24 protein-coding genes and 1 pseudogene are annotated in these 26,252 nt (G+C 60.0%); 4 read left to right on the top strand and 21 right to left on the bottom strand.

Translation table 11 applies throughout. The features are described from left to right. Positions 1-5 precede the first annotated feature (5 nt). The 14 genes from KBX14_RS00435 to KBX14_RS00370 form a co-directional block, all read right to left on the bottom strand. On the bottom strand, positions 6-749 hold the full coding sequence (locus KBX14_RS00435) for a cell division protein FtsQ/DivIB (protein WP_252930750.1): 744 nt from the start codon (positions 747-749) through the stop codon (positions 6-8). Position 750: 1 nt separating this feature from the next. Next, positions 751-2,238 (bottom strand): UDP-N-acetylmuramate--L-alanine ligase, encoded by a 1,488-nt coding sequence (murC, locus tag KBX14_RS00430; RefSeq protein WP_071572461.1) that lies wholly within the window; start codon positions 2,236-2,238, stop codon positions 751-753. Between the two features lie 7 nt (positions 2,239-2,245). Further along, positions 2,246-3,325, bottom strand: a complete 1,080-nt coding sequence (gene murG, locus KBX14_RS00425) for an undecaprenyldiphospho-muramoylpentapeptide beta-N-acetylglucosaminyltransferase (RefSeq protein WP_256041658.1) — start codon at positions 3,323-3,325, stop codon at positions 2,246-2,248. A 33-nt stretch (positions 3,326-3,358) separates the two neighbouring features. Further along, positions 3,359-4,858 carry an FtsW/RodA/SpoVE family cell cycle protein gene (locus KBX14_RS00420; RefSeq protein WP_256041657.1) on the bottom strand — a complete coding sequence of 500 codons (1,500 nt, stop codon included), beginning with the start codon at positions 4,856-4,858 and terminating at the stop codon, positions 3,359-3,361. A 43-nt stretch (positions 4,859-4,901) separates the two neighbouring features. Further along, a complete protein-coding gene (murD, locus tag KBX14_RS00415) occupies positions 4,902-6,317 on the bottom strand; it encodes a UDP-N-acetylmuramoyl-L-alanine--D-glutamate ligase (RefSeq protein WP_256041656.1) in 1,416 nt (471 codons plus the stop codon). Next, entirely contained in the window at positions 6,314-7,423 is a 1,110-nt protein-coding gene (mraY, locus tag KBX14_RS00410; RefSeq protein WP_070478780.1) for a phospho-N-acetylmuramoyl-pentapeptide-transferase, read from the bottom strand. The genes murD and mraY overlap by 4 nt, the downstream gene beginning before the upstream one ends. Positions 7,424-7,432: 9 nt before the next feature. Next, the gene (murF, locus tag KBX14_RS00405; protein ID WP_070976548.1) at positions 7,433-8,971 is read right to left on the bottom strand and encodes a UDP-N-acetylmuramoyl-tripeptide--D-alanyl-D-alanine ligase; all 1,539 of its coding nucleotides are present in this window, start codon (positions 8,969-8,971) and stop codon (positions 7,433-7,435) included. Positions 8,972-8,980: 9 nt separating this feature from the next. Continuing rightward, a complete protein-coding gene (locus KBX14_RS00400; protein WP_256041655.1) occupies positions 8,981-10,498 on the bottom strand; it encodes a UDP-N-acetylmuramoyl-L-alanyl-D-glutamate--2,6-diaminopimelate ligase in 1,518 nt (505 codons plus the stop codon). A 21-nt stretch (positions 10,499-10,519) separates the two neighbouring features. Beyond that, the gene (locus tag KBX14_RS00395) at positions 10,520-12,457 is read right to left on the bottom strand and encodes a peptidoglycan D,D-transpeptidase FtsI family protein (protein ID WP_370295848.1); all 1,938 of its coding nucleotides are present in this window, start codon (positions 12,455-12,457) and stop codon (positions 10,520-10,522) included. 114 nt (positions 12,458-12,571) lie between these two features. Further along, positions 12,572-13,279 (bottom strand): hypothetical protein, encoded by a 708-nt coding sequence (locus KBX14_RS00390; protein ID WP_070976545.1) that lies wholly within the window; start codon positions 13,277-13,279, stop codon positions 12,572-12,574. Positions 13,280-13,293: 14 nt separating this feature from the next. Beyond that, complete coding sequence (gene rsmH, locus KBX14_RS00385; RefSeq protein ID WP_256041760.1) at positions 13,294-14,292, bottom strand: 16S rRNA (cytosine(1402)-N(4))-methyltransferase RsmH; 999 nt, start codon at positions 14,290-14,292, stop codon at positions 13,294-13,296. A 202-nt stretch (positions 14,293-14,494) separates the two neighbouring features. After that, on the bottom strand, positions 14,495-14,929 hold the full coding sequence (gene mraZ, locus KBX14_RS00380; protein WP_070362207.1) for a division/cell wall cluster transcriptional repressor MraZ: 435 nt from the start codon (positions 14,927-14,929) through the stop codon (positions 14,495-14,497). A gap of 405 nt (positions 14,930-15,334) precedes the next feature. Further along, on the bottom strand, positions 15,335-15,730 hold the full coding sequence (locus KBX14_RS00375; protein ID WP_070362206.1) for a DUF3040 domain-containing protein: 396 nt from the start codon (positions 15,728-15,730) through the stop codon (positions 15,335-15,337). Positions 15,731-15,826: 96 nt separating this feature from the next. Next, positions 15,827-16,261, bottom strand: a complete 435-nt coding sequence (locus tag KBX14_RS00370; RefSeq protein WP_256041654.1) for an SAV_6107 family HEPN domain-containing protein — start codon at positions 16,259-16,261, stop codon at positions 15,827-15,829. Positions 16,262-16,390: 129 nt separating this feature from the next. On the opposite strand from KBX14_RS00370, the gene KBX14_RS00365 reads away from it, so the two are divergent. The 3 genes from KBX14_RS00365 to KBX14_RS00355 are packed head-to-tail and all read left to right on the top strand — an operon-like array spanning position 16,391 to position 19,607. After that, on the top strand, positions 16,391-16,963 hold the full coding sequence (locus KBX14_RS00365; RefSeq protein ID WP_256041653.1) for a GNAT family N-acetyltransferase: 573 nt from the start codon (positions 16,391-16,393) through the stop codon (positions 16,961-16,963). Between the two features lie 56 nt (positions 16,964-17,019). After that, positions 17,020-18,132, top strand: a complete 1,113-nt coding sequence (locus tag KBX14_RS00360; protein ID WP_070362203.1) for a polyprenyl synthetase family protein — start codon at positions 17,020-17,022, stop codon at positions 18,130-18,132. Between the two features lie 2 nt (positions 18,133-18,134). After that, positions 18,135-19,607, top strand: coding sequence for an alpha-(1->6)-mannopyranosyltransferase A (locus tag KBX14_RS00355; protein WP_070976531.1), 1,473 nt, complete (start codon positions 18,135-18,137; stop codon positions 19,605-19,607). On the opposite strand, the gene KBX14_RS00350 is transcribed toward KBX14_RS00355, so the two are convergent. Beyond that, positions 19,576-19,938 (bottom strand): Rv2175c family DNA-binding protein, encoded by a 363-nt coding sequence (locus KBX14_RS00350; RefSeq protein WP_240492798.1) that lies wholly within the window; start codon positions 19,936-19,938, stop codon positions 19,576-19,578. The two genes, KBX14_RS00355 and KBX14_RS00350, sit on opposite strands and share 32 nt — an antisense overlap. Before the next feature lie 48 nt (positions 19,939-19,986). Here KBX14_RS00350 and KBX14_RS00345 point away from each other — a divergent pair. Beyond that, positions 19,987-21,174, top strand: a pseudogene (locus tag KBX14_RS00345) (protein kinase); the annotation flags it as partial. 37 nt (positions 21,175-21,211) lie between these two features. Here KBX14_RS00345 and KBX14_RS00340 read toward each other — a convergent pair. The 6 genes from KBX14_RS00340 to KBX14_RS00315 all read right to left on the bottom strand — a co-directional run bounded on the left by KBX14_RS00340 (position 21,212) and on the right by KBX14_RS00315 (position 26,250). Beyond that, a complete protein-coding gene (locus tag KBX14_RS00340; protein ID WP_256041652.1) occupies positions 21,212-22,600 on the bottom strand; it encodes a class II 3-deoxy-7-phosphoheptulonate synthase in 1,389 nt (462 codons plus the stop codon). A gap of 86 nt (positions 22,601-22,686) precedes the next feature. Continuing rightward, positions 22,687-23,199 (bottom strand): polyadenylate-specific 3'-exoribonuclease AS, encoded by a 513-nt coding sequence (locus tag KBX14_RS00335; protein ID WP_070478769.1) that lies wholly within the window; start codon positions 23,197-23,199, stop codon positions 22,687-22,689. Next, entirely contained in the window at positions 23,199-23,375 is a 177-nt protein-coding gene (locus KBX14_RS00330; protein WP_168161635.1) for a hypothetical protein, read from the bottom strand. Before KBX14_RS00330 ends, KBX14_RS00335 begins: the two co-directional genes overlap by 1 nt. 13 nt (positions 23,376-23,388) lie before the next feature. Continuing rightward, the gene (locus KBX14_RS00325) at positions 23,389-24,129 is read right to left on the bottom strand and encodes a 1-acyl-sn-glycerol-3-phosphate acyltransferase (RefSeq protein WP_070362198.1); all 741 of its coding nucleotides are present in this window, start codon (positions 24,127-24,129) and stop codon (positions 23,389-23,391) included. Further along, entirely contained in the window at positions 24,122-25,093 is a 972-nt protein-coding gene (locus tag KBX14_RS00320) for an ROK family protein (RefSeq protein WP_070362197.1), read from the bottom strand. The genes KBX14_RS00325 and KBX14_RS00320 overlap by 8 nt, the downstream gene beginning before the upstream one ends. Before the next feature lie 11 nt (positions 25,094-25,104). Further along, on the bottom strand, positions 25,105-26,250 hold the full coding sequence (locus KBX14_RS00315; RefSeq protein WP_256041651.1) for a glycosyltransferase family 4 protein: 1,146 nt from the start codon (positions 26,248-26,250) through the stop codon (positions 25,105-25,107). Positions 26,251-26,252 lie beyond the last annotated feature (2 nt).

The following is a 26,252-nucleotide window of genomic DNA, read 5'->3' as shown; positions in this document are numbered from 1 at the left end:
CACCGCTACCGCGCGGTAATCAGCTCCGGATTAGAAATATTGAACTCGGCGCCCTCGCGTTGCAAAACGGTTTCAAAGGCCAGTGACTTATTCGCATTGTCTTCTGAGGCGCCCCACACCACGCGGCGGTTGTCGTGTAACCGCAGCACGAATGAGTAGCGGCCATTCGCCTCCAAAGCGGCAACTTGCGCACGCGCACCACTGCTTATCGACGCCGCGATCGCCACAGCTTCCCGCATCTGCTCCTTGTTCTCGACGTCGACCCCCACGAGCTCCATCGCCCCAACCGGCGGTTCAGCGATCAGAAAATCCTTGCCCTCAGTATCGATCAGATGCGCCCCGTCCGGCTGCTGCAAGTACGCCACTGCGACACGCTCTTTGAGGTCAACTCTCACAGTGCTTGGCCAGTCGCGGTGCACCGTAACAACGTCCACCCACGGGTCCTGCACGATGTTCTCAGCAGCACGGCGCACCTTGACCAGCCCCATAGGCGTGCCCAGCTCAATATCGGACTGGGCTTGCACCGCCTCGGGCGTGAGCACGTCGTTGCCATCAACAACCACACCCTTCACCGGCATCAACGGTGTAAACGGCAACGCAATTCCGCACACAGCGAGACCAGCGATGACAGCTCCCGCGATAGCGAAGCGACGCTTGCGCTTGCTCTTGCTACGCGTTTGAGCGTCCTCATCACCAAACTCGTCGAGGTGGTCCGACTCGAAGGCTTCATGCTCTGTCTGCCCTGTCACGCTAAACCTCCGCCTGCCGAAGTTGCGCGAGGATCTCATCGGCGAGCATTGTCACCGACCCAGCGCCCATCGTTAGGATGACGTCCCCAGGACGAACCATTGATGCCAGTGTCACCGGTACTGCGAGGAAATTGGGCTCAAGCACTACCGGCACCGAGCTATCCATCTTGTCAGTAATGAGCCTGCTGGTCACATCTTCAACGGGCGCTTCGCGTGCGCCGAAGATGTCCAGCACCATGACGACATCCGCGAGCGAGAGGGCGTCAGCAAACTCTTGGGCAAAGTTCTGTGTGCGCGAGTACAGGTGCGGTTGGAAGCACACAACGACGCGCGCACCCTTGCCCTCAGACTCGACTTTCTCCCGCGCCGCCGTCAACACAGCGGTGACCTCGGTTGGGTGGTGCGCGTAGTCGTCGTAGACACGGGTACCTGCGAACGGCCCGTCCTCTACGAGGCCCTTAAACTCGAAGCGGCGCCGGACACCGGAGAACCCGCTCAGCCCCGCTGCGATCCGTTCAGGTTCCGCACCCGCCAGCGTCGAGGACAACAGCGCGGCCAAGGAGTTGAGCACCATGTGGCGGCCAGGGATCGACAGGCGATAGGAGTACTCAGCAGATGTGCCACCGGTGTTGAGTCGAGCACGCACGTCGACGTAGGAGCCGTCGATACGCTCTTCTACAACTACTGCACCTGCGGGAATATCTGGGTGCGCTGCAGCCGCTGCTTCAGTGCCGTAGCCGACGACGTTGATGCCGCGCTGCAATGCGCGCTCACCACAGCTTGCAGCGTGCTCGTCATCCATACAAACGACGAGGAAACCGCCGGGCTGCACGCGATCAGCGAAGTCGTCGAACACCTTGAAGTATGCCTCGTGCGTGCCGAAGTAGTCCAGGTGGTCAGGCTCAATGTTGGTGATAACGGCGATATTTGGCTTGTAGCGAAGCAACGAAGCATCGGACTCGTCCGCCTCCGCCACGAAAATATCGCCCGCACCGTGGTGGGCATTGGTGCCGGCTTTGTTGAGCTGGCCACCAATCGCAAAGGAAGGGTCCTCCCCCGCAGCCTGCAACGCCACCACGGTCATGGACGTCGTGGACGTCTTGCCGTGCGTGCCTGCTAGCAGGAGCTGCGTGTAACCGTCCATCAACTCGCCGAGCAGATCTGAGCGGCGAATCACAGGAATTCCCTCCTCCTTCGCACGCACCAACTCCGGATTATCTTTCGGAATCGCAGCAAAGCTGGTGACCACGACGGTCGGAAGTTGCCCCGTCAGCTCGAGGTTCGCGGCGTCGTGTCCGACTGCGACCTGTGCACCTTGCGAGCGCAACGCACGCACTGGACGGGAGTCTTTCACATCGGACCCGGTCACTACTGCCCCGCGGTCAAGCAGGATGTGGGCGACACCGCTCATGCCAGCGCCACCGATACCAACCAGATGTACGCGGGAAAGATCCACAGAACCAGGCGCGGTGGTGTGTTCGGAAGACATGACGGTGTTACTCCTTTGTGATAGTCGCAATGATCCGTGCAGCGAGATCTTCTGCCACACTACCCGCGCCAGAGTGCTCGAGCGCTTCTCGCATGCGCTGCATTTGCTCTGGCCGACCCAAAATCTCGTTGACGCTGCGGGCAAGCGCGTCTGGGGTGAGCTCGGCGTCATCGATACGCATTGCCGCCCCGGTAGCTACCAGGTGCGCCGAGTTAAGCCCCTGTTCGCCGTTGCCGTGCGGCAGTGGGATGTAAACGGCTGGCAGGCCAGCGGCTGAGTTTTCCGCCACGGTCATGGCGCCGGAGCGACACACAACCATGTCCGCCACGGCATACGCAGCTTCCATGTCGTCGATGTACGGCACCGCCGTGTAGCCTTCGTGTGGCTTCGGGGCGTCGTTCTTTCTGCCGTAGGCGTGCAGCACCTGGTACCCGCGCGCCGTGATGTCCTCGATGGCCCCGGCAACAGCCCGGTTGATGCTCACCGCGCCCTGGGACCCACCGGTAATCAGAACCACCGGCTTGTCCGGATCAAGGTCCCACATCTTGTACCCACGCAGCGCTTTCGCTCCATCCGTATCGACGCCCACTCCCGGACGCACCGGGATCCCCACGACATCACCCGGCATCCCCGAGTTCGCCACGGCGTTAATCCCGACACCACCTAGCTTGACGCCAAGCTTATTGGCCATGCCCGCCAACGCGTTCGTTTCCAAGACGAAAAATGGTAGACGCAACGATGCCGCGGCAAGGTACGCAGACGCCGACACATAGCCACCCGTACCAAAGACTGCCTCAGCCTTCGACTCCTTCATCACCTTCCGTGTTTGGTGCACGGAACGCGCAAGTTTGAACGGCACGCCAAGAAGCTTCCATGGCTTCTTGCGCGGGATCGGCACAGGGTCAATGAGTTGAAGGTCAAAGCCGCGCGCGGGGACGATAGTGGTTTCCAGTCCACGCTCAGTTCCGAGCGCAATCACATTTGCGCCGTACTGTTCACGAAGCACCTCGCCTACCGCGAGTGCCGGTTCAATATGGCCCGCGGTGCCTCCCCCTGCGAGCACCACTGTGTGTTGGATCTTGTCCATGATGGATCCCGTCCTTTCCTTTTCGACGGCCACCTAACGGTACCGGCGTCGCTCTGATTGGTTCGGTCGTGGTCTCCGTTGCGTTACCTCGACATTCCTGGTGGGCCGGGGCGAGTGCCGCTGAGCACGGTCGTCTGGGGCAACTCGGTGAGCAACAGGCACTCCGTACCGTTGCTCTCGGCGTGACTGCTCATGTGTACGAGTTCGCTCCGCGCGAGTCGCGCGCAGCTGTGCCGTCGCCTTCGGCTCCGGGACGAACAGCATTCTGTCGAAGCGTGGGCGCCCGTAGTTCTGCATGGCCGAGACTGCGTCGGGCTCGTGGCGGGCAATGGAGGCCAGCATGCCCATCGACCACAAGGTAATCACTGCCGAGGTACCACCGGCGGACAACATCGGCAGCTGAATACCCGTCACCGGCACAAGGCCGACGACGTACCCGATGTTAATGAACGCCTGCGAAACTACGCCTGCTGTTAACGAGGCAGCGGCGAGTCCCTGGAACGATGTCTGTGCGCGTTGCGCAGTGCGCAAACCGAAGTAGCCAAGAGCAGCAAACAGGGCGATCACCATAATGCCGCCCCACATACCGAGCTCTTCGCCGATGACGGCGAAGATGAAGTCGTTTCGTGCCTCTGGGAGGTAGAACCACTTCGCGCGGGACTGTCCGAGGCCGACGCCGAAGAGGGAGCCGTCGGCAAGAGAAAGGAATCCTTGGTGCGTCTGGAAAGCAGCACCGCGAGTATCGCTGAAGTTTCCGAACAGCGCCTCGAAGTAGACGTGGAAGCGTTGCGAGCGGAAGCCGCCAAGCAGGAACAACATGACCGCTGCAGCACCGATGAGCCCGCAGAGGATGCCGATGGCCTTGAGCGGGAAGCCTGCGAACCACAGCACAAAGATCACGATGGCGGCAAACGACATGGTCATGCCGGCGTCACCCTGCTTCGCAATCAGGAGGATGCACACGCCCGCGCCAAGCAAGAACTGTGCGGTCGGCGACTGCCACGCAGGCGCCGATGCTGGCGGCTGCTTCTTCGACAGCACCGCAGCACCCCAAATTGCAATAGCCACACGGGCGAACTCAGAAGGCTGCATCGTCAACGAGCCGAACATCAGCCACGATTGCGAACCGACTTCCTCACGTCCGGTACCGATTAGCAGCACCAGTACCAGCAGGAACACCGCGAAGAGGAATAGTGGCGTGGCCAGCTTCCGGATGCGCTCGGGCGGGATCATCAGCGAAACCCAAAACAAGACAAGGCCCGCCAGCACCATCAGGGATTGCCGAAGCGCAGTCGACCACACACTGCTCGAAGCAGCGAACGATGACGCCATCGACGAGCTCATCACCATCACGACGCCCAACGCAGCCAGCACCAGCACCACGGTCCGAATCACGGTGTAGTCAATGAGGGGCCGCTGCTCAAGCGCCGCAATGAACGACGTATGTGCCCGGCCCAGTGCGCTTTGAGGCACGTCGCGGGTGCCAGTCTTTGGCGCACGCGCCGGCGGTTGCTGTCGACGATTTCGCTTCATGGCACCTCATTACCCTTCGCTTCGAACACTGCTGTGTCTCAAGTTACTGTAGTGAAAAGTGTCGCCTGGCGGCCGCACGAAACGCGTCGCCGCGCGCAGACATACCCGGATACATGTCCAGGCTCGCGGCAGCCGGTGCCAGCACAACGCTATCGCCAGGCTGCGCGTGCTCTCCAGCAAAGCGAACCACGGCGTCCATTGCCACCTCGGGGTCAGTCGAGTCAGTCGCAAAGATAGGCAGGTCAGGTGCCAGCCGCTTGACGGCGTCGTAAATTTCCATGCGGTCGACCCCAAGCAGCGCTACGGCACGCATGTGCCCCACATGTTTTTCGACGACCTCATCAATCGCAGCGCCCTTCAGCTGACCACCTGCAACCCACACGACGGTGCCCGCCCCGGTCAACGCCGAATCAGCCGCGTGCGGGTTCGTCGCCTTCGAGTTGTCGATCCACCGAACGCCATTCGCCTCGTGGACCACGGCTCCGCGATGCCCCGCAACGTGGAAGCCTGCGAGTGCTTCACGAATCTCAGAGGGTGTCGCACCACACAGCAACGCCACGGCAGCGGCGGCGCCTGCGTCCAGCACGCCTGCAGCACCCGCGGGTTCAATGCCATTCGTATCTGCCAGTTCAAGGACCGAGCCGTCGCGGCGCGCAACGAGCTTGCCGTCGATAACACCGACCTGGCCCTCTTCGGGCTGGCCGAGCGTAAAACCGAAGAATTGCTTGCGGTCATTCTGTGCCACGATCGCTTGCACGTGCTCGTCATCGATGCCGACCACGGCGTTGGGAGCTTTGAGCACCTTCGCCTTCGCAGCCGCGTACGCCTCGAATGAGCCGTGCCAGTCAATGTGGTCGTCCGCAAGGTTGAGTAGAACTGCCGCGTTGGGAACGAGCTGGCTCGACCAATGCAACTGGAAACTGGACAGCTCGGCCACGAGCACATCGACACGCTGGGGATCCACCACCGCGTCAGCCACGGCGGTACCGATGTTTCCGCACGCCAGCGCACGCTTACCAGTGCGGGCAGATGTCTCCTGCATCATGGCTGCGAGCATGCCAGTGGTGGTGGTTTTACCGTTCGTGCCTGTCACAACGAGCCACTCGCGCGGTGGCCCGAACACGCCCGCGCGATCCAACCGGTAGCACAGCTCGACATCACCGATGACATCGAGTTGGGCCGAGGCGGCGTCGACAAGCAGCGGCGTGTCGGGCCTCCACCCTGGAGACGTCACTACTACCCCGACCTCACCGAAGTACTCGTGTGCCAGCTGCGTATCGACGGCCCGCACTCCCCACGTGCGCTCAGCGAACTCGCGGTTTTCCTCGCTGTCGTCCGCGACGATGCATGGAACGCCGACCTGCTGGAGCATGCCGAGCACCCCTCGGCCCGAAACGCCCGCACCAGCCAGCAGCACGCCGCGGGAAATCTCTGCGGGGATCACACTCGTATCGATCATGACAGCGTCACTCCGTTCTGTGTGAGCCATTCACCGTAGAAAATTGCGGTGCCGAGCGCGACCGCCATCGCAGCGATGAGCCAGAAACGCACAACCACGGTTGTCTCCGCCCAGCCGCCTTGCTCAAAGTGGTGGTGGAACGGCGCCATCCGGAACACACGCTTGCCGGTGGACTTAAACGATGCCACCTGGATGACCACCGAGGCTGCCTCGAGCACGAAGAGTGCGCCAATGATGATCATCAGAAGCTCGGTCTTGGATGCCACTGACAGGCCCGCTACGAGGCCACCGAGCGCCAGCGAACCAGTATCACCCATGAAAATCTTGGCCGGGGACGCGTTCCACCACAGGAATCCAACGCAGGCACCGAAGCCTGCAGCCGCAAGCACCGCCAAGTCAAGCGGGTCGCGGACGTTGTAGCAGCCCGCTGCCAGCGCTGCCTCGCAAGAGTTCCGGAACTGCCAGAACGTGATCATGGTGTACGCGGCCATCACCAGAGCAGTCGTACCAGCGGCCAGTCCGTCGAGCCCGTCGGTGAGGTTCACCGCGTTCGACCAAGCAGCCAGCAGAATGTAGATAAAGATCAGGAACAGAATTGCGCCAAGGATTCCACCGCCGACCGCGATGTCAATCGTTTCGATATCGCGCACAAAACTCAGCAGGGTCGAGCCTGGCGTCAAGCCGTTCTCGTCAGGAAATCGCGTGATCAGCAGGCCGAAAACAATCGCAATTGCAAACTGGGACACAAGCTTCGCGGTCTTGTTCAAACCGAGATTGCGCTTCATGAAGAGTTTAATGCCATCGTCGGCAAGCCCGACCAGGCCAAGCGCCAATGTCAAGCCCAGCACGATGACGCCGCTTGCGGTAAACGCCGCGTGGTTAGTGGCCAGCGCGACAATCGAGCTAGCCAAGTAGCCCAGCGTGATCGCGAGCAAAATAGCGATGCCACCCATCGTTGGGGTGCCGCGCTTCCGCGCGTGCGACTGCGGCCCGTCCTCCCGAATTTCCTGGCCGATCTCGCGGCGGTGGAAATACCGAATCAACAAAGGTGTGACAAAGATGGAAACGAGGAAGCTGATAACTCCTGCGACAATTACTTGAATCATGTGAGACTGCTACCTTGCTTCATTCTCATTGGTTGACTTACTTTGACTGTCAAGCGTACGGGTGCGCATGAGTTGTTCAGCCACCACCCACAACTTTTGGGCGTTCGACGCTTTGACCAGCACCACTGCTGGCGGGGGTGTGGCAGTGGTAATCGTAGCTTCGACAGCGTTGCTTGCCTCGGCACTATCGGCAACAGACTGTGTGGCGATGCCCTGCTGCTGTGCCGCTTGCGCCAGCGATTCCATCGCGTCACTTTGCCCCACTGCTACAAGGTCCGTGATGTTGTGCTTTACCAGTTCTGCGGCCAGCTCGGCGTGGGCTGACGCGGACTCCTCGCCGAGCTCGCCCATCTCACCGAGCACCGCAATCGATCGCGCCCCCGGGTGTGCGGCAGCCGTCGACGCAAGCGCTGCGATACCGGCACGCATCGATTCAGGGTTTGCGTTGTACGCGTCGTTAATGACAGTCACGCCATCCTCGCGGGTGCGCACATCCATGCGGTTCACGGATACGGTCCGTGCCTGGCTCAGCGCTGCCGCGATCGCTTCAGGCTGCATGCCCGCGCCGAAACCGACTGCCGCCGCAGCAAGCGCGTTGCCAACCTGGTGGGCGCCGTGCACACCCAGGCGAACTCGGTGCTGTTGCCCGTCTGGCGTGTGCATCACAAACGATGCTCGGGCAACCTCGTCCAATGAGATGTCCGTAGCAAAAAAGTCTGCTTCGGGCGATCCTTCAGCCGAAAACATCCACACCTTCGCAGTTGTGCGGGGACGCATACCTGCAACAAATGGGTCATCGGCGTTCAAGATGGCGATTCCACCGTGATCCGCATCAGGGAGTGATTCGACTAACTCGCCCTTCGCCTGAGCAATCGCCTCGCGCGAGCCAAACTCCCCAAGGTGTGCGGAGCCAACGTTGAGCACCACGCCGATTGATGGCGGGGCAATCTTTGCAAGATGCGCGATGTGCCCAATGCCCCTCGCGGACATCTCCGCCACCAAAAACGCCGTCTCCTGTGTGCAGCGCAGCACCGTGTACGGGTGACCAATCTCGTTATTAAAGGAACCCGGAGGAGCCACGGTCTCGCCTTTGTGGCGAAGCACCGCAGCGATCAGGTCTTTCGTCGAGGTCTTCCCCGCCGAACCGGTCACGCCGACAATTGTGAGTCCGTGTTCGCGAACTAGGCTGCGAGCCACGTGCGCTGCGAGCTTCGAAAGCCCCGCGACAACACCGAGTGCACTGCCCGTTGGGTCGCTCGCAGCCAAGTCAGAGTTGTCATCTGGCCGAACCTCGGCGCACGGAACGATCACCGCAGGAGCACCCACGTCGCGCGTGGTTATGGCGGCTACCGCGCCCTGCTCCAATGCCGTGCCGACGAAGTCGTGTCCATCAACCCTCGCGCCTTTCAGCGCAAGGAAAAGGTCGCCCTCAGACACCTTCCGCGAATCAAACTCGACGCCACCCGATACTTTCGCCTCGGGGTCCGCCTCCTTCGACAGCGTTCCCCCGACGATCTCGGCGATCTCACCCAACGAACATGCAATCATTATCTACTGTTACCTCGCGAAAGTTTCTAGGGCGCGACGCATCTCTTCCCGATCATCGAAGTGGTGCGTCGTAGTGCCAACAATCTGGCCGACTTCATGCCCCTTGCCAACGACAATGACCGCATCTCCCGGCTGTGCCCACTGCACCAGAGCGTCAATCGCCGCAGCGCGGTCGCCGATTTCACGCACCTCCGGGTGGTGGGGAGCATCCGCGAGTTCCAATGCACCACGCAGCACCTCCGCGCGGATCGATGCTGGGTCCTCTGTACGCGGGTTATCATCAGTCACCACTACGAAGTCAGCACGCTGCGCAGATTCGCGGCCCATAATGACGCGTTTCGACGCATCCCTGTCCCCGCCGGCGCCAACAGCAATGCCGACGCGTCCAGCCACTTGCTTTCGGAGCGTATCCAGCACGGCTGCGATGGCCGCAGGCTTATGCGCGTAGTCCACGACTGCAACAAACGGTTGCCCGCAGTCGATGCGTTCCATACGTCCAGGGACCTGCGCTTTTGATAGGCCCTTCATGAATGCATCTACATCAACGTCGGCGGTGTACGCCATAGCGGTTGCCAAGGCAGCGTTAGCCACGTTGAACGCGCCCGGCATTTGCAGCGTCAACGTGTGAGTCGAAGTGGGCGTCGATAAGGAAATCTCTTGCGCGCCAGTCTTGTCTGCGGACAGCTGCTTCGCGCTCACGTCGACCCCAACCTGGCCGTGGGTGCCAACGCGAACCGGGTGCTGTGCCCGGTCAGCCATGCGCTCGCCCCACTCGTCATCGACGCAAACTACCGCGCGTTTCGCGGCACTGCGCGACGTCGGGTCAAAGAAGAGCGCCTTCGCCTCAAAGTACTCCTCCATTGTTTTATGGAAGTCCAGGTGATCCTGGCTCAGGTTTGTAAACCCAGCGACATCGAAAGACGTGCCACTCACCCTGCCAAGCATGAGCGCGTGGGAAGAAACCTCCATCACTACGTGCGTCACTCCAGCCTGCAGCATGCGGCGGAACAGAGACTGCAGCGTCGGAGCTTCCGGGGTAGTCAGGGACGTTGGAACGTATTCGCCGAGAATCTTCGTGCCGGTGGTGCCAATCAGACCAACCTTCGCTCCTGCTGCCTCAAGCCCCTTCTCCAGCATGTACGTCACGGTAGTCTTGCCAGACGTGCCGGTAACCCCGAGCAGCGTCATGTGCTCGGATGGGTGACCATACACCTCGGCTGACACATCGCCGAGAACTTCGCGAACGTCTTCGACGACCAGCACCGGCCGCGTTTCCCCTTGGTCCTCGAGGATCTTCGCGCCTGCATTGTCAGTAAAGATGGCGCCTGCTGGGCACTGCTTTGCAAACGTTGCACCATGCACGCGGGTGCCGGGCAAAGCTGCGAACAGTCCGCCTGGGGCAATCTTCGACGAATCGAGTGCAATCTCTTCAATGTGCAGCGGCTGATCTGGGGCGTTGTGGAGCGTCCCACCAGACAGCGCTGCGAGCGCCTCCAGGGTAGGCGCGTTCGGTGTTGTCTGCGTCATGTCATTCATTGTGAAACTTCCCTACTGGGCTTGCAAAACGTACTGGTCCGCTTCTGGGCTAGGTGGCAAGTTCTCCCTATTGATCAACCAGCTGGCGATTTCAGTAAACACCGGACCTGCCGACTGTCCACCGGCTCCGCCTTCTCGTGTACCTCGCTGCGGCTCATCAAGCATGACGGCCACGACAAATCGCGGATCGTTCGCAGGCGCGATGCCAGCAAACGTAATCCAGAACTGGTTTTGCGAGTAGGCGCCAGTCTCAGGATTCACCTTTTGCGCGGTACCAGTCTTGCCCGAAAGCTGATAGCCAGGAAGTTGGCTGTTCTGGGCGGTACCGTTGTTGATCCCTGCCGGGTCGTTTTGGAACGTGGAACGGAACATGTCCACGACTGTGCGTGCCGTCGCCTCCGACACCACACGATGCCGCTCAGGTTCGGGCTGTTCCAGCGGTGTGCCCTCTGCACTTTCAATGCTGCGGATAATGCGAGGCGTAATCCGCTCGCCACCGTTGGCAAGCGTTTGGTAGACGCTGGCCATCTGAAGCGCTGTCCAGCTCATTCCCTGCCCAATTGGTAGGTTCGCAAACGTTCCTCCGGACCACTGCTCTAGCACTGGCAACAGACCGGCGGACTCGTTGGGCAGCTCAATGCCGGTTGTGTTTCCGATTCCGAAGCGCTGCAGGTAATCCCAATAGCGCTCCTCGCCCAGCTTCTGCGCAATCTGCAAGGTGCCCACATTCGAGGACTTCCCGAAGATGCCCGCTGTGGTGTACGGCATCACGCCATGCTCCCACGCGTCGCGCACAGTAATACCAGCCATGTCGATAGAGCCCGGCACTTGGTGTACTTCTTCCGGAGTAGTCACCTTCTCCTCAATTGCCGCAGTCGCTGCGATAATCTTCGCCACGGAACCCGGCTCAAACGGGTGCGAGATCGCGTTATTGCTGAAGTCCTTCCCTTCGCGCAGCTGCCGTTCGATGTCCCCGTTCGGGTCAATAGTGGAGGTATTCGCCATTGCTAGCACTTCACCACTGCGGGCATCGAGCACTACTGCCTCGGCGTCCTTTGCCAACGAGTTCCGTTTCGCGTTCTCCAGAGTCTGCTGCACAAACGACTGCAGGTCCAGGTCGATCGTCAAGGTGATCTTCGCGCCATCCACCGCGGGTACAACATCGCGCAGCGTACCGGGGATGGACTGCCCGTCGTTCGACACGTCCTCTGTCTTGCGCCCGTTGATCCCGGTGAGCACCGCATCACTCGATGCTTCAAGCCCAAACTGTCCCTGCCCGTCCATCGACACCTTGCCGAGGATGTTTTCAGCAATCGCCCCGTTCGGGTACTGCCGGATGTCCTGGTGGTCCGAGGCCACGCCGTGGAACTCAGCAGCAATGTTCGACGCCACATCAGGGTCCACGTTCCGGACAAGTACCTCGTAGTTCGAATCCGCGTGCAGCTTCTCGAGGATGTCGCGTGCGTCAACCTTGCCCACACTGCGCATATCGTCATTGTCTCGTCGCCTATCGACGTCCTCTTCGCCCATTGCCTCGCCAATCATGACGGGAATCTCGTTGGCCATCGTGCGCAGAATATCCTCGACTCTCGCGTCAACCATGGCTCGCGTCGCGTCATCGTCGAGATTCGGAATGTTTTCATTGAGCATGACCTGCTCACGCAATTCCTTACGAAGCGTCACCGGCGACACAGTCAACGACCGCGCCTGCATCGTGTACGCCAGGTGGTTACCTTCGCGGTCCACGATCTCACCGCGCCGCGCGGGGTCAGTGTAAATCCTGGCGCGCTGCGATTGCGCCTGCTCGCGCAGCTGTGGACCCCACACCACCTGCACAAGAAACAGCCTGCCGACCAAAAATACGCTGACTACAAGAAACAGAATTACTGCCCATTGGGACCGCTGGTGCAACACACTTCGCCGTGTCTTAGGCGCTTGAGGTGCTTGCAGGGCACGTGGCCGAGCAGTTCGTTTTCTCCGGTCCGGGTGCGATTCGACCACTGCCCTATATTCACCTCACTCAATTGCATTCAACGGGTAAGAAACGATTCGTGCCCTTAGAGCTTAGAGCGTAGGTGGGACATTCGGCGCATACGGCGCCACGTTGTCCAAACGAGAAGTGCTGCCAAGCACGTTATTGCCAGGAAGCTGCGTCAAAGAATCACCGATTTCGCGAGTTGCTTGCTGGTCACTCGACGCGCGCCCAGATCGTGCGTGAGACTCATTCACGTCCACCACACCGACAGTTGCGTTCGGGTCGAACGGACGCTGCTCATGCACACTGCCATCTTCATGCACCGCAACGATCCCTGGAGCCGATGGAACCAACAGGCCTGCGTCACCTGCACGTTGTGCAATCTCTGCGGATGATTTGCGGTCCTCAAGGTCGCGGGTCAGCGATTCGACACGGTTGGTCAGCTCTCGTTCCTGCGCCTGAAGGCGCTGAATGGTAAACGTTTGCGTCGTCGACAAAGCGCTGAGCCCCATCGCAGCAACAACCCCGAATACCAGCAATACCACCGTCACTGTGAACGTCAGCGACAACTGTTTCTTAGCGACAGCCGGCTGCGCAATCCTTCTGCCGCGGTAGGACACAATCTGCTTCGACCCCAACCGCCCGTGAGTACGCGGGTGTGGGACGTGTGGCCGAATTCCCGGGTTGAGCAGCCGAGTGTTCGCGCTACGCTGCTGGCCGGAGCGCCGCGTCTGCGGGCGTGCCTGATCACCGCGCGTCAGCGTCATGTTCGATCCGCTGTACTCTCGTGCTGCCATGATTGATCAGTTCCTTAGTTGCCTTGTGCTAGTTTCTCGACACCACGTACCCGTACGGACGCCGCTCTAGGGTTATGTTCAATTTCAGTTTTCGACGCCTTCTCCGACCCATTTGTGATGGATCGAAACAGCGGCTGCGTACCGGGTAAGTCCATCGGGAGCCCCGGTGGGGTTTTCGACTCCGTGAGTTCCCGAAACGCCGCCTTGACGATTTTGTCTTCCAACGATTGATAGCTCATGAAAACCACACGGCCACCAACTCCTAGGAGGTCAGTAATGACGGGAAGGACCTGCTCGACCGCTTCGAGCTCGCGGTTCACTTCGACTCGCAGCGCCTGGAACGTTCGCTTTGCCGGGTGCCCGCCCGATCTACGTGTGGCTGCCGGAATCGTGTCGTACAGCAGCTCCACCAGACGCGCACTCGTTGTGAATGGCTCCTGTTCACGCTGCTGAACAATCGCCCGAGCAATCTTTCCCGCAAAACGCTCGTCTCCGTACGTCTTCAAAATGCGTGCCAAGTCACCGTGCGAGTAGGTATTCAGCACGTCAGCTGCAGTGAGCGATTGCGTCGTATCCATCCGCATATCTAGCGGGGCATCAATCTTGTACGCGAAACCGCGTTCTTCCTGATCGAGCTGCATCGAAGAAACGCCAAGGTCAAACAGCGCCCCGGCAACTCCATTTTCGCGGACGATGCCGAAAGGCACCCGCTCGTCAGAAGCCGCAACTTCGCCAATTGCGTCAAAACGGGCTTGCACCGGAACAAAACGGTCGCCGAATGGAGCCAGTCGCTGCGTTGCCGCAGCTAACGCGTTTGGGTCTCGGTCGATTCCAATAACGTACGCGTTTGGAAATGTAGAAAGAAAGTACTCAGTGTGGCCGCCTGCCCCGAGGGTGCCGTCGACAATCACTGCGCGATCGCCGAATTGCTCAACTGCTGGTGCGAGCAATTCCGCCATCCGGTTACGCATCACGGGAACGTGGCCACGGTTTGCCACCGGATCAAAGTCCATCGCGGCTTCTACCATTGTCGGGCACACTCCCTTCACTGCGTTGTTCTGAAAATTACCTACACCCATGTTTGGGGAGCGTATAGAGCCCTACCCCGGGCGGCTGCTCTGATGTCGGGGAAGTACACCAGAACGCTTCACGCCCGGGATAGAGTCCGTACACGCTCTCCGTCAGTAGTCGATGTCCACTGTCAGGTAGTCAGCCTTACAGCAGACCGGAGAGTATGTCGTCGTCATCCGCCGCCGAGAAGGCGGCTTCAGTCTCTTCTTGATATTGAGCCCAGGATTGTGCATCCCAGATCTCGAGAAAATCTACAGAACCGATAACCACGCACTCCTTGGAAAGGTTTGCGTATTCCCGGTGCGACGCCGACAACGTGATACGACCAGAACCGTCAAGCGTTTGCTCATCCGCACTGGCAGCCAGATTACGAATGAACGCTCGAGCCTTCGGGTTCGTACGGGATGCTGCAGCAGCCTTTTTGGCTCGCGCTGCGAACTCCGCACGGGGGTAGACCGCCAAAGAGTGATCTTGCCCCTTGGTCACCATCAGCCCGTCCGCGAGGTCCTCTCGGAACTTCGCAGGCAGCGTCAAGCGTCCTTTGTCATCAAGCTTGGGAGTGTAGGTTCCCAGAAACATCGGGCGACCCACCTTCCTCTACGCCGTCAGACACGTGATGTATGTAGTTTTCTCTGCTTCGTGCGACAAAGGTGTGTAGTCAGCACACCACCGCGCCTTCCGCTACGCCCCACTTTAACCCACTGTGCCCCACAAATGCCACACCACACACAAAAAAGATTACCGACTTCAACATAACCGCAGGTCAACGAGTAAGAAAACGGTGGGGCTCCCTCCCCCTTTCGCGCTTCACAATAGCCACAATCACCCCACTAGTCGACTAGATACGCAAAGAAATACCCACAAAAGTCCATCTCCGCATACACGTGTGGGCAAAAGTGGAGAATGTGGGTGAAAGTGGGGCGCTTGGCTTCGCCCACACAATAAAAAACGCCCCCAGTAAAGGGGGCGTGGTCCTTTTTAGGATTAAGGCCGATCCTCGAACCGGCGTTTAAAGTTCTGCTCCATCGAGCTCACTCGAGGAGACTTCGGCTGGTTCCGGGAAACATTCCGCAACTGCGATACAGATGGGCCATGCGCTGGGGTGCGCAACGCCATGATTCCACCAGCCATCATGACGCCGAACCCGATAACGCTAATGATTACTGTCCAAATGGAAAGCGAGGCAAGCGCAACACCGCCGAGCAACAACACCACTCCAAGCACCATTAACGCAACGCTGCGCATCGTAATCCGGCCTGTGGACGATGGAGCCGCATAGTCGGCGTTTCGGCCGACGCTTTGCACAAATGAAGGGTCATCTGCCATGAGTGACTGCTCAATTGCGCGGAGTGCTTGCTGCTCCTGTTCAGAAAGTGACACTGCTCTACTCCCAAGCTCCAAAGCGGACGTTGCTATCCATACAACGGCCATCCTAGCGCCTTTGTTCCCCGGGAGACGAGGGCAAGATTGCCCCGGCTAAGCCGCAACACCATTTCCGGCAGGAAGTGCCTCGAGGTAGAACTGTTCCGCCTGCTCAAGCAACTGCGCAACCCTGCCAGCTGGCGGCATATGCTCAATCCCCGAGGCAACGCGGCCGCGTTCCCGCGAGAACGACTCAAACACATTCGCCCACCGCTCACCGCCCTTCCCCGTGAGCGCAAGCTTCTTCCACGCACTACTTGGCAGCCGCTTTCGCTTCTGAATTACCGGACTATCGGAACACACCGCACCCGCAGTCCGCAGCGCTGCACGGTAGGCATATTCCATAGCCTCGTCGTACGCCCCCTCCTCAAATCGCCCATAGGCATACGTGAGGCAACCATCGGCAGTTTCAAGAAACTGGTCACGCTTCGATTGACGGACGCGAGCACCGTAAACTTCGTTCGTTGTCGCAGAGATAACGCTGTTCATGTTGATTTCTCCTTCATTTCCCTTTCGCATTTCAGATGAATATAGAAAATGGGTCCGACAAACCCCCCAGAACTTCGCTCATTTGTTCGAATATGGCGAAACTTTCCGAACTCATGGTTCGATAAAGGCATGAAGCCCGAAATCCGCCGACTCACATCGGCCGAGTACCTTCTTGCAACGCCTGCACTCGTCGACCTCTATATAGAGGCCATGGACTACCCGGTCAATGTTCGGGCGCAACGCATCTCCTCCTGGCGCCAAGAGGCTCTCTCCCCAGGCTTCACTGCAATCGCGGCAGTTGCTGACGACACGATCATCGGCATTGCATACGGAATGTTGGGACAGCGTGAACGATGGTGGGATCAGCAGCTCAGGCGGGCGCTTGCCATGCAAGGGGGGCCGTCGAAAAGCGAAAAGGAGTTACTCCAAAGCTACTTTGAGGTCGCTGAAATCCATGTGCTCCCTAGCTATCAAGGGAGAGGTATCGGCGCGAGGTTGCTCCGGGAGCTCCTGCGCCTTGCGCCGGCAAAATTTGCTCTACTGTCTACCCCTGAGGTCGAGCACGAGGACAACGGTGCGTTCAAGCTCTACCGCAAATTTGGGTTCTCCGACGTCGCACGTAACTACCTCTACCCCGCTGATCCGCGGCCATTTGCGATTCTTGGGCGATCGCTGCCACTCAGCGCCTCACCAATGTTGTAGGTTTGTCGTGGTAACTCGGTAGTCTCTAGGTGCATACGTCTACGACAGATTCTGGAATGGAGCACAACGTGTCTGAAGTATCCTCACAAGGGCCGACGCTCGAGGCTATCCCCGCACTTGTTGAGGAGCAGCTTCGCGTGTTCTTCGACGGCCAGGAATCGGTAGTCGCGGAAATTGGTGCCCCAGTGGAGGACGCAGTCTCTTACCTGCGCAAGTTTGTCCTCGGTGGAGGCAAGCGGATACGGCCACTCTACGGTTGGGCAGGCTTCATCGGTGCAGGAGGGCTTGACCACAGCCAGGAGAACCCCGACGCAGTGCTGCGCGCAGTGAGCTCACTCGAGTTCATTCAGGCGTGTGCGCTCATCCACGACGACATTATCGACGCCTCCGACACCCGGCGCGGCAACCCAACAGTGCACCGCGCAGTTGAGGCAACGCACCGCAACGAAGGCTACCGTGGTGACGCCGCTTCGTTCGGCGAGCACTCGGCCATTTTGATTGGCGATCTTGCGCTGGTGTGGGCAGAAGACATGTGGCGATACTCGGGGCTCACGAATGATGCCCTCGACCGCGCGGCGAAGCCGTGGGTGGGGATGCGCACTGAGGTGATCGGCGGCCAGCTGCTGGACATCATGTTAGAGGCTAAGGGCAGCGAATCTGTTGAGCTCGCAGACAAGGTGAATCGGTACAAGACCGCTGCGTACACGATTGAACGGCCGCTCCACCTTGGCGCCGCGATTGCCGGCGCGCCGGATGCAACGATCGCCGCGTTCCGTGGTTACGGACGTGATATTGGCATTGCGTACCAGCTCCGCGATGACATCCTTGGGGTCTTCGGTGAACCTGAGGTGACCGGCAAGCCGGCTGGCGACGATATCCGTGAGGGCAAGCGTACCGTCTTGTTCGCCACTGCGCTGGCAAACTTGGACGCGTCCGATCCTGCCGCAGCGCAACGCCTTCGCGACGGGATTGGTGTCGCAGCATCGCCAGAGGAGCTTTCCGAACTCGCAGAGCTTATTCAAGAAAGTGGCGCCGTCGAGGCAGTAGAGGCGCGCATCGACCGCCTCACTGAATCAGGCCTGCAGCACCTTTCGGACGCAGGGATTGATGATGCAGTTGCGCAGTTCATGCGTGACTTAGCTATCAAAGCCACGGCTAGGCGTATGTAGCAATGAAGTCTCTTTCGCCGACACGACTAGGGCTGCTGGCAAGTATCTTGGTGGCCCTTGGTTCCTTTGGGGCCGGCGCCACCCGCAACCGTGGCGGCGTGATGCGTATGTTGGGCGTCGACAATTTGACGTACGGGCACGGGCGTGCGCTCATGGACATCACGATGAGCGTCGGCATCGTTTTGTTGTTGCTTGCCTGGCTGTGGCTGTGGCGTACGCGTCCCACCTTCGATACGGTACGGCGCACCACCTGGCTGTGGACCGCACCACTCGCGCTGAGCGCACCGATGCTCTCGCGCGACGTGTACTCCTATCTGATGCAAGGCGCCATGCTTCGCGACGGCTTCGACCCATACTCAGAAGGTGCGGCCGTCAACCCCGGCCCGCTGCTGTGGGAAGTCTCGCACGACTGGCGCAACACCACCACCCCGTACGGTCCGCTGCACCTGGGGTTAGGCAAGCTGATCACACTGGTAACTGGCGATAGTGTAGGTGCCGGCATCGTTGCATATCGGCTCCTAGCGCTGGCGGGTTTCGCGCTGATTATCATCACGGTCCCGAAAATTGCGCAGCAGCTCGGCGGCGACAGTGCATTTGCGCTCTGGATTGGCGCGACGAACCCCTTGATGCTGCTGCATATGGTTGGCGGCATGCACAACGAGGCCGTGATGGTGGGGCTCGTCAGCGTCGGCATCGTGTGGGCACTACGCCGCCCAGCAACCTTCGCCACTTTTAGTGGCGCCATCGCTGTGGTGGCTGTTGCGGTCTCGCTCAAGGCCACGGCTGCCGTGGCGATGCCTTTCATCGTGTGGCTGATGGTTGCCCATTTCGCGGGTGCATCAGCATCTGTGCTTAAGAAGTGCGGCGTGTTCATCCTTGCCACGGCTTGGTCTATCGCGCTGACAGGCGGGGTGCTTTATGTTGTCACCGCGGCGTCTGGCGCGTCGTGGGGATGGCTGGCTGAGATCTCCGGCAACTCGAAGGTGATCAACCCGTTGGCAGGGCCCACGCTGGTCACCGAGATACTCACTCCCGGGTTCCAGCTTTTCGACGACCACTTCTACTACAACAGCCTGCTCGTTGTCGTGCGCGCGGCCGCTTCCATCCTGATGTTGGTGGCGTTAGCCGTTGTGTGGTGGTGGTTCCGCCCGAAACCGGGTGCAGCGAACGACGTGCGCGCTGTCCAGGGCACCACCGCCGCGTACGTCGCCGCGTTCATCACGAATGCGGTCACGCTCCCCTGGTACTACGCGTCGATTTTGGCACTCGTGGGAACTTTCCGGGCACCGCGGTGGGTGCAACAGGTCGCCGTGGGTGCGAGCGTGATCATCGTGCTGGCGTTTACAGGCGGCGGTAACCACCGCTTTTACGATGCCTGGTTCCTCGTCGCGGCACCGTTCGTGGCCTTTGCAGCAGTGCTTGCGGTGTGGCCGTTCAAGCAGGCTAAAACGCCATCGCCTGTGCTCGGCGAATAACTTCGCGGGCACCATGGCCGTGCAGCGCGTCGATTGGACGGCCGCTCAGTGATTCATCGGGGGTGAATAGGTACTGGAGCGACTCTTCGGGGGAAAAGCCGCCGTCCGCAAGCACGGTGATTGCACCGCTGATGAACTTTGACATTTCGCCGTCCGCCAGCAGGAGCGCAGGAATGTAATTCACGCCGTCCTTGCGGTAAACGAGGAGCTTGTCGGCGTGAACATAGTCGTGGATTTTTGTGACTGGAACGCCGAGTGTTTCCGCAACTTCGGGAAAGGTCAGCAGTTCATCGTGTTCGAGCAAAGAATCAATAGTCTGTTGAGCACTCACGACCGACAGTTTACGCGTCGAGAGCACGTTTGGGCCATACTGGAGCGCATGGCACAGCTCGCAGTTGGAGACACGCTGGACAACCGGTACATCATCGATCGCCCCATCGCACGCGGTGGCATGGCGACGGTATACCGCTGCGTCGATACGCGTTTAGGCCGTGAAGTTGCCGCCAAGGTGATGCACGAGTCCTACGTGCATGACAGCGTGTTTCGTGAGAGGTTTCGTCGAGAAGCTCGAGCGATGGCCCAGCTTTCCCACCCCAACCTGGTCAACGTGTACGACTTCGCTGCCCAAGGCGAACCCACGAACCAAGTATTTTTAATCATGGAGCTCATCACCGGTGGAACACTGCGTGAGCTGCTCGCCGAGCGCGGTCCCATGCCGCCGCACGCCGCCGCCGAGGTAATGCGGGCTGTGCTCACTGGCCTCGCGGTCGCGCACCAAAAAGGAATGGTGCACCGCGATATCAAACCGGACAATATCCTGATTAACAGCGATCACAGTGTCAAGCTTGCGGACTTCGGCCTTGTGCGCGCAGTCTCAGACATCACGCATTCTACCGACCAGATCGTAGGTACGGTCGCCTACCTCTCCCCCGAGCAAGTGGACGGTTCACCGATCACGCAGGCCTCCGACGTCTATTCCGCAGGCATCGTGCTCTTTGAGCTACTCACCGGCCAGCAGCCCTTCAACGGCGATACCCCCATCGCGCACGCCTTCGCACGGCTACATGATGTGGTGCCCGCGCCCAGCTCTCGGATCGGAGGCGTACCAAAGCTTTTCGACGAACTCGTGGCCACCGCCACCGCGACCGACCCCCACGACCGCTTCCATGACGCATCGGAGTTCCTCGCTGCGCTCAACGACGTAGCGGACGCGCTTGAGCTACCACCCTACGCGGTACCAGTACCAAGGCATTCCGCAGCGAATCGTGCCGCAGCTCACCCCACGCAGTTTCGCCTCCGGCCGAATTCAACAGATGATTCCCCGAGAACACGTGTGGATGCGCCGACAGTCCAGCCCCCGGCGCCTGCACCGCCACCACCACAGGTACCAGCCCCGGCTCCACCGCAAGCCCCGCTTTCCCCGGCGCGACCTCGCAAGCCGGTGAGCAACCGCTCGGGAATCGGCCTGGCAGTTTTCCTAGTGTTCAGCGCAATCTGCACAGGCTTGGTTGCGGTGGGCGGCTGGTGGCTCGGGTCCGGCATGTACGGCGAGATTCCGCAGATCCTCCTACCGATGCCCTAAGGCGCCACCGCCGCGCGCAATCTTAGTAGCGCAACATCTCCGCTACGAGGAAGGCCAACTCGAGTGCCTGCTCAGTGTTCAAGCGCGGGTCGCAGGCAGATTCGTAGCGGCCTGGCAGGTCAACGTCAGTGATGTCCTGCGCACCGCCGAGACACTCGGTGACCGCCTCGCCGGTCAGCTCAATGTGGATGCCACCCGGGTGCGTGCCCAACTGACGGTGCACCTCGAAGAAGCCCTGGACCTCATCCAGAATCTTGTCAAAGTGCCTGGTCTTGTAACCATTTGACGCCGTAAACGTGTTGCCGTGCATCGGGTCGCTTTGCCAAATCACCTTATGGCGAGATGCCTCAACGGCGTTGACGATGCCTGGCAACACTTCGCGAATCTTGTCGTGCCCCATCCGGATCACCATCGTCAAACGGCCAGGCTCGAAATTCGGGTCGAGCTTATCCGCGTACGCCACGGCTTCTTCCGGAGTGGTCGTCGGCCCCAACTTGATGCCGATCGGGTTATCAATCATCGCGGCGAAGTTCACATGGAAGTCATCGAGATCGCGGGTGCGCTCGCCGATCCACAGCTGATGCGCGGACAGGTCATACGGCCGCGTCTCCCCCTGATCGTCTTCGGCGAGGCGCAGCATAGCGCGCTCGTAGTCCACAAGCAGGGCTTCGTGGGAGGCGTAAATCTCCGAGGTCCGGAGGTGTTCGTCGCTCACGCCACAAGCATCCATGAACGCAAGCGAGCGCGAAATCTCACGGCCGAGAGCCTCGTAGCGTGCACCCGCCGGAGAGTTGGTCACAAACTCGCGGTTCCAAGTGTTGATGTTGTGCAGGTCCGCGGTACCAGACGCAGTAAGTGCACGAACCAGGTTCATAGCCGCAGACGCATTTGCGTACGCGCGGACCATGCGAGCGGGATCATGGCGACGCGCCTCCGGAGTCGGTTCGACGCCATTGACGATGTCACCGCGGTAATTCGGCAAGCCGTTGCCGTCGAGATCGGATGAACGTGGCTTTGCGTACTGCCCGGCGATACGCCCGAGCTTCACTACGGGCATCGACGCGCCGTACGTCAACACCGCCGCCATCTGCAGGAGTGTACGCACGTTCGCGCGGATATGAGGCTCTGTGTTGGACTCAAATGTCTCCGCGCAGTCACCACCCTGAAGCAAAAACGCTTCACCGTTAGCGACCTTCGCCATTTTCTGCTTGAGTTCTTCAACCTCTGGGGCAAGAACTACCGGCGGTACAGATTCGAGAATCTTCCGCACATACTCAGCCTCATGACGGTCCCAGCTCGGCTGCTGCTTCGCGTCACGCGACAACGCGTCCTGGAACTGTGCATTGAGGTCTCCCGGGAGCGGTGGCAAATCGGGGAGAACTTCTTTGGGGATATCTACTGTCCAACTCACACTTAATGTTTAGCACGAAGCTGCGACGAATACCACAACTTTGCGGCGCGAATACCTGCACAGACTCAAAGTGTGAAACGCGCGTCTCACGATCTAGACGCGCGGCCAAGCCGGTCAAGCGGCAAATATTCCGCGCATACGCGGTACTTCTTCAGGTTATGGCGCGCATCTACCAATGCATCGTGGTTCCCGCGCGGCACCTGTGGCAGCCTCGGCCGCCCCGCCATTTCCCAGTACTGCTTCAGCTCTCGAGTAAAGCGCGGAAGGTTCTTCGGCAACCCGGTCATGTCACCCCACAGCTGCGCCAGCACAACGTGATCGTACGCCCCCACCCATGCCCAAAGCTCCGGGGCGGAGCGGGGCGTCGTCAAGAACTCGTAGACCTCACTGCGGATCTGCTCCCGCGACTTCCATGCGGGGTGACCAGCACCGGGCAGTTTATCCAAGACATTGTCGCGCACCCACTGGTTCGCACGCGCGGCGTCAAACTCATTGGACACCGCGTAGTATTCACGGCCGTCCTCCGCGACGATGCCGATGGAGACTAGCTCAATGGTCGAGCCGTCTTCGATGAACTCTGTGTCGTAAAAGTAACGCACTAGTTCGCCTCACCCTCCGGGCCCTCAGGTTTGCGTGGCCAAAACATCACCGCTGCAACGAACAGTACGAGTAGCGGCGAAATCACATTCCTGGCTATCTCAAGTTCACTCGTGACGAGATACGCTCCCACCGCGCAGCACACGAGCACAATACGAGTAACGAGGTCCCGGTCCATCAAACGTCCTTACTTAATCCTCTTCGGGCTCGGCGCCCTCAGGATAGCGCCCCGTCTCTTCCAGATGCTTTTTGACGTCCGAAGCATACACATCCACGTACGGGTACCCGGACAACGCAGACATCTTATGCATCACGAAGTCCGTAAACGGACGCATCACCTCCCGCGAGTGCGGATCAAATCCGTGCTCCGTCGCCCAAGCGTGCGGGTCAATAGGTTCGCTGAGCTTGATGCGGACCTTCGCCGGGCGCGGAAGCACCGACCCGATCGGGTTCGCCTCGCGGGTGCCAATCATGGCCACCAAGATCACCGGCGCTCCCGTGTCCATCGCGACACGAGCCATACCGGTGCGCCCCTTGTAGATGCGACCATCCGGTGAACGCGTGCCTTCCGGGTAGATACCGAACACGTCGTTGCGATCAACAATCACCTCGCGCGCAGCCTGCTGCAGGTTCGCGCCCGCATTCGAATCACCGCGATGCACAGGGATCTGACCAACAGCGGTAAAGAAAAACCGCTTGAACCTGCCCCTCAAGCCAGGTTGCGTAAAGTACTCGCTCTTCGCCGGAAACGTGATTTGCCGACGCAGCATCAGCGGCAGATAGAACGAATCCATCACCGCTTGGTGGTTCGAGACAAGAATGACGCCGCCTTCGTCCGGCACATGCTCCGCGCCTTCAATCGTGGGACGGTTCCACACGAGCAGCGCTGGACCTAGCAACGCTTTAAACGCCGAATACCACTTGTTATGCACGGTGTCTCCCTGCTAGATCCTCACGAGCCAAGTCTGCGACACCGATCATACCTGCCTGCGGGCCCAGCTCTGCGCATAGAATCTCCGGAACAGGGCGGTACCCGGAGCCAACCATGTTACGACGCAACGAATCCTTGGCATCTTCCATAAAGAGGTCTGCGTCGGCGCTCACGCCACCGCCAAGAACCACCAGGCCCGGATCCATAACGTCAGCCACTATCGACAAACCACGGCCCAGCCACTCCGCAAAACTCGCAAGCGCCTTCACGCCAAGCTCATCGCCCTCGCGTGCAGCCTCCATCACGTCATGGCCCGTCGCCCGCTTATCGACGACTTTCCGGTACAAACCGCACTTCTTAAAACCGCCGTGCGCTGCGACCTCCAAAGCACAGTCCACCAACGACGTGCCCGAGGCGTACCGCTCCAAGCAGCCCTGCTTACCGCAGGAACACACGCGCCCATCTGGCACAACAGTCAAGTGCCCGAACTCGGGGGCAGTGCCGAACGATCCGCGGTAAATCTTGCCATCAATCATCAGCGTTGCGCCGATACCGGTACCGACGGCAAAGAACACCCAGATATCCGCATCCTTTGCTGCGCCAAATCGGTATTCACCCCAGGCTGCCGCGTTCGCGTCGTGCTCAAGGCGGACCGGTAGCCCCAGAGCCTCCTCAAGCTGCGCCCGAACCGGCTGGTCGTTGCGCCACGGCAAATGCGGGGCGAACCGCACGATCTCGCAGTCCGGGTCAAGAAAACCGGCGATAGCCAAGCCGACAGCATCAACCACGTACTCCCGCTGCAGCTGCCGCACCATATCGACGATGACGTCGATAAGCTCATCACCAGTCTGCGGAGTACCAGTAGATATCGATGCAACGATGCGCCCAGAGTCATCAACCACTGCTGCGCGAGTATTCGTCCCGCCGATATCAAAACCGACAGTCAGCTTGGATTCAGTAGACATACATGACCATGCTAGTCGCCGAGAGCCTGAGAAAATAATAATTTCTCACACCGCTCCCCCAACACCTGCCACGAAAACTCCCGCTGCACATGGCGTCGACCCGCCTTCCCCATCGATTCCCGCAGCAGGGGATCACGCAGCAGACGCACCAACGCCGCGACAAGTGCATCATCATTCTTATCGACGACCACTCCGCTGTGGTCCGTCACCGTTTCCGGCGCACCGCCCGAATCACCAGCGACCACCGGCACCTCACACGCCTGGGCCTCGAGAAACACAATCCCGAGACCCTCAACGTCGAGGCCTCCGCCGCGGGTACGAACCGGCATCGCGAACACGTCTGCAGCCGCAACGATTCGACACAGGTCATCGTCGCTGACCCGCCCGGTGAACCTGACACCGTCGACGCCCTCCGCCATCGCGTGAAGCCGACGGGCATACGGCCCCTCCCCAACAATCACCAATTGTGCACCCGGCACCTGCTCGCGCACCCTAGGCAGGACGCGGATCAACCGGTCTTGCCCTTTGCGTTTCACCAGACGCGACGCACACACAATCAGCGGAGACTCCGCGCCGATTCGGAACGAAGCTCTGGTCTCCAACTTCTCCTGCTGCGTTGCGGGCGCGTAGCGGGACGTCGATACGCCTGAGGGAAGCGCAACGAACTGAGGATTCGGATCAAATGCTTCCTTGAATCGCCCCAGTGTGTACTCCGAAATGTACGTGATTACATCGGCACTACCGCCAATCGTTCGCAGCAGTCGACGACCAACGCGAAACATTGACCACCCGACCTCATGGCCATGCGTCGTCGCCACAACCCGCGAAGCACCCGCACGCTTCGCAGCACCCCCCATCACTCCAAGAGGAGCTGCAGCACCAAACCACACCGTATCGACGTGCTGTTCCCTGATAATTCGCTGCATCATCCTCCGGACAGCAGGAGTAGGCAACATCACCGGAAACGGCCAACGAATAATCGTGTACGGCTGTTCCACATCCCAAGCGAGAGCAGCCGCCTTATCCTGCATCGAGGCAAACACAATGATGCTCTGCGCCCCACGACGGTGAACGACCTCCTGCACATAATCCCGCAAGTACGACTGAATCCCACCGACAGTCGGTGGGAAATCATTCGTCACCAATAAAACAGTCATGG

The sequence above is a fragment of the Corynebacterium sp. CCUG 61414 genome (genome assembly GCF_024453945.1).
In the GTDB taxonomy this organism is placed as follows: Bacteria; Actinomycetota; Actinomycetes; order Mycobacteriales; family Mycobacteriaceae; genus Corynebacterium; species Corynebacterium pseudogenitalium.
Note: the sequence above shows the minus strand (reverse complement) of the source record. Positions and strands in the feature narration are given on the sequence as shown.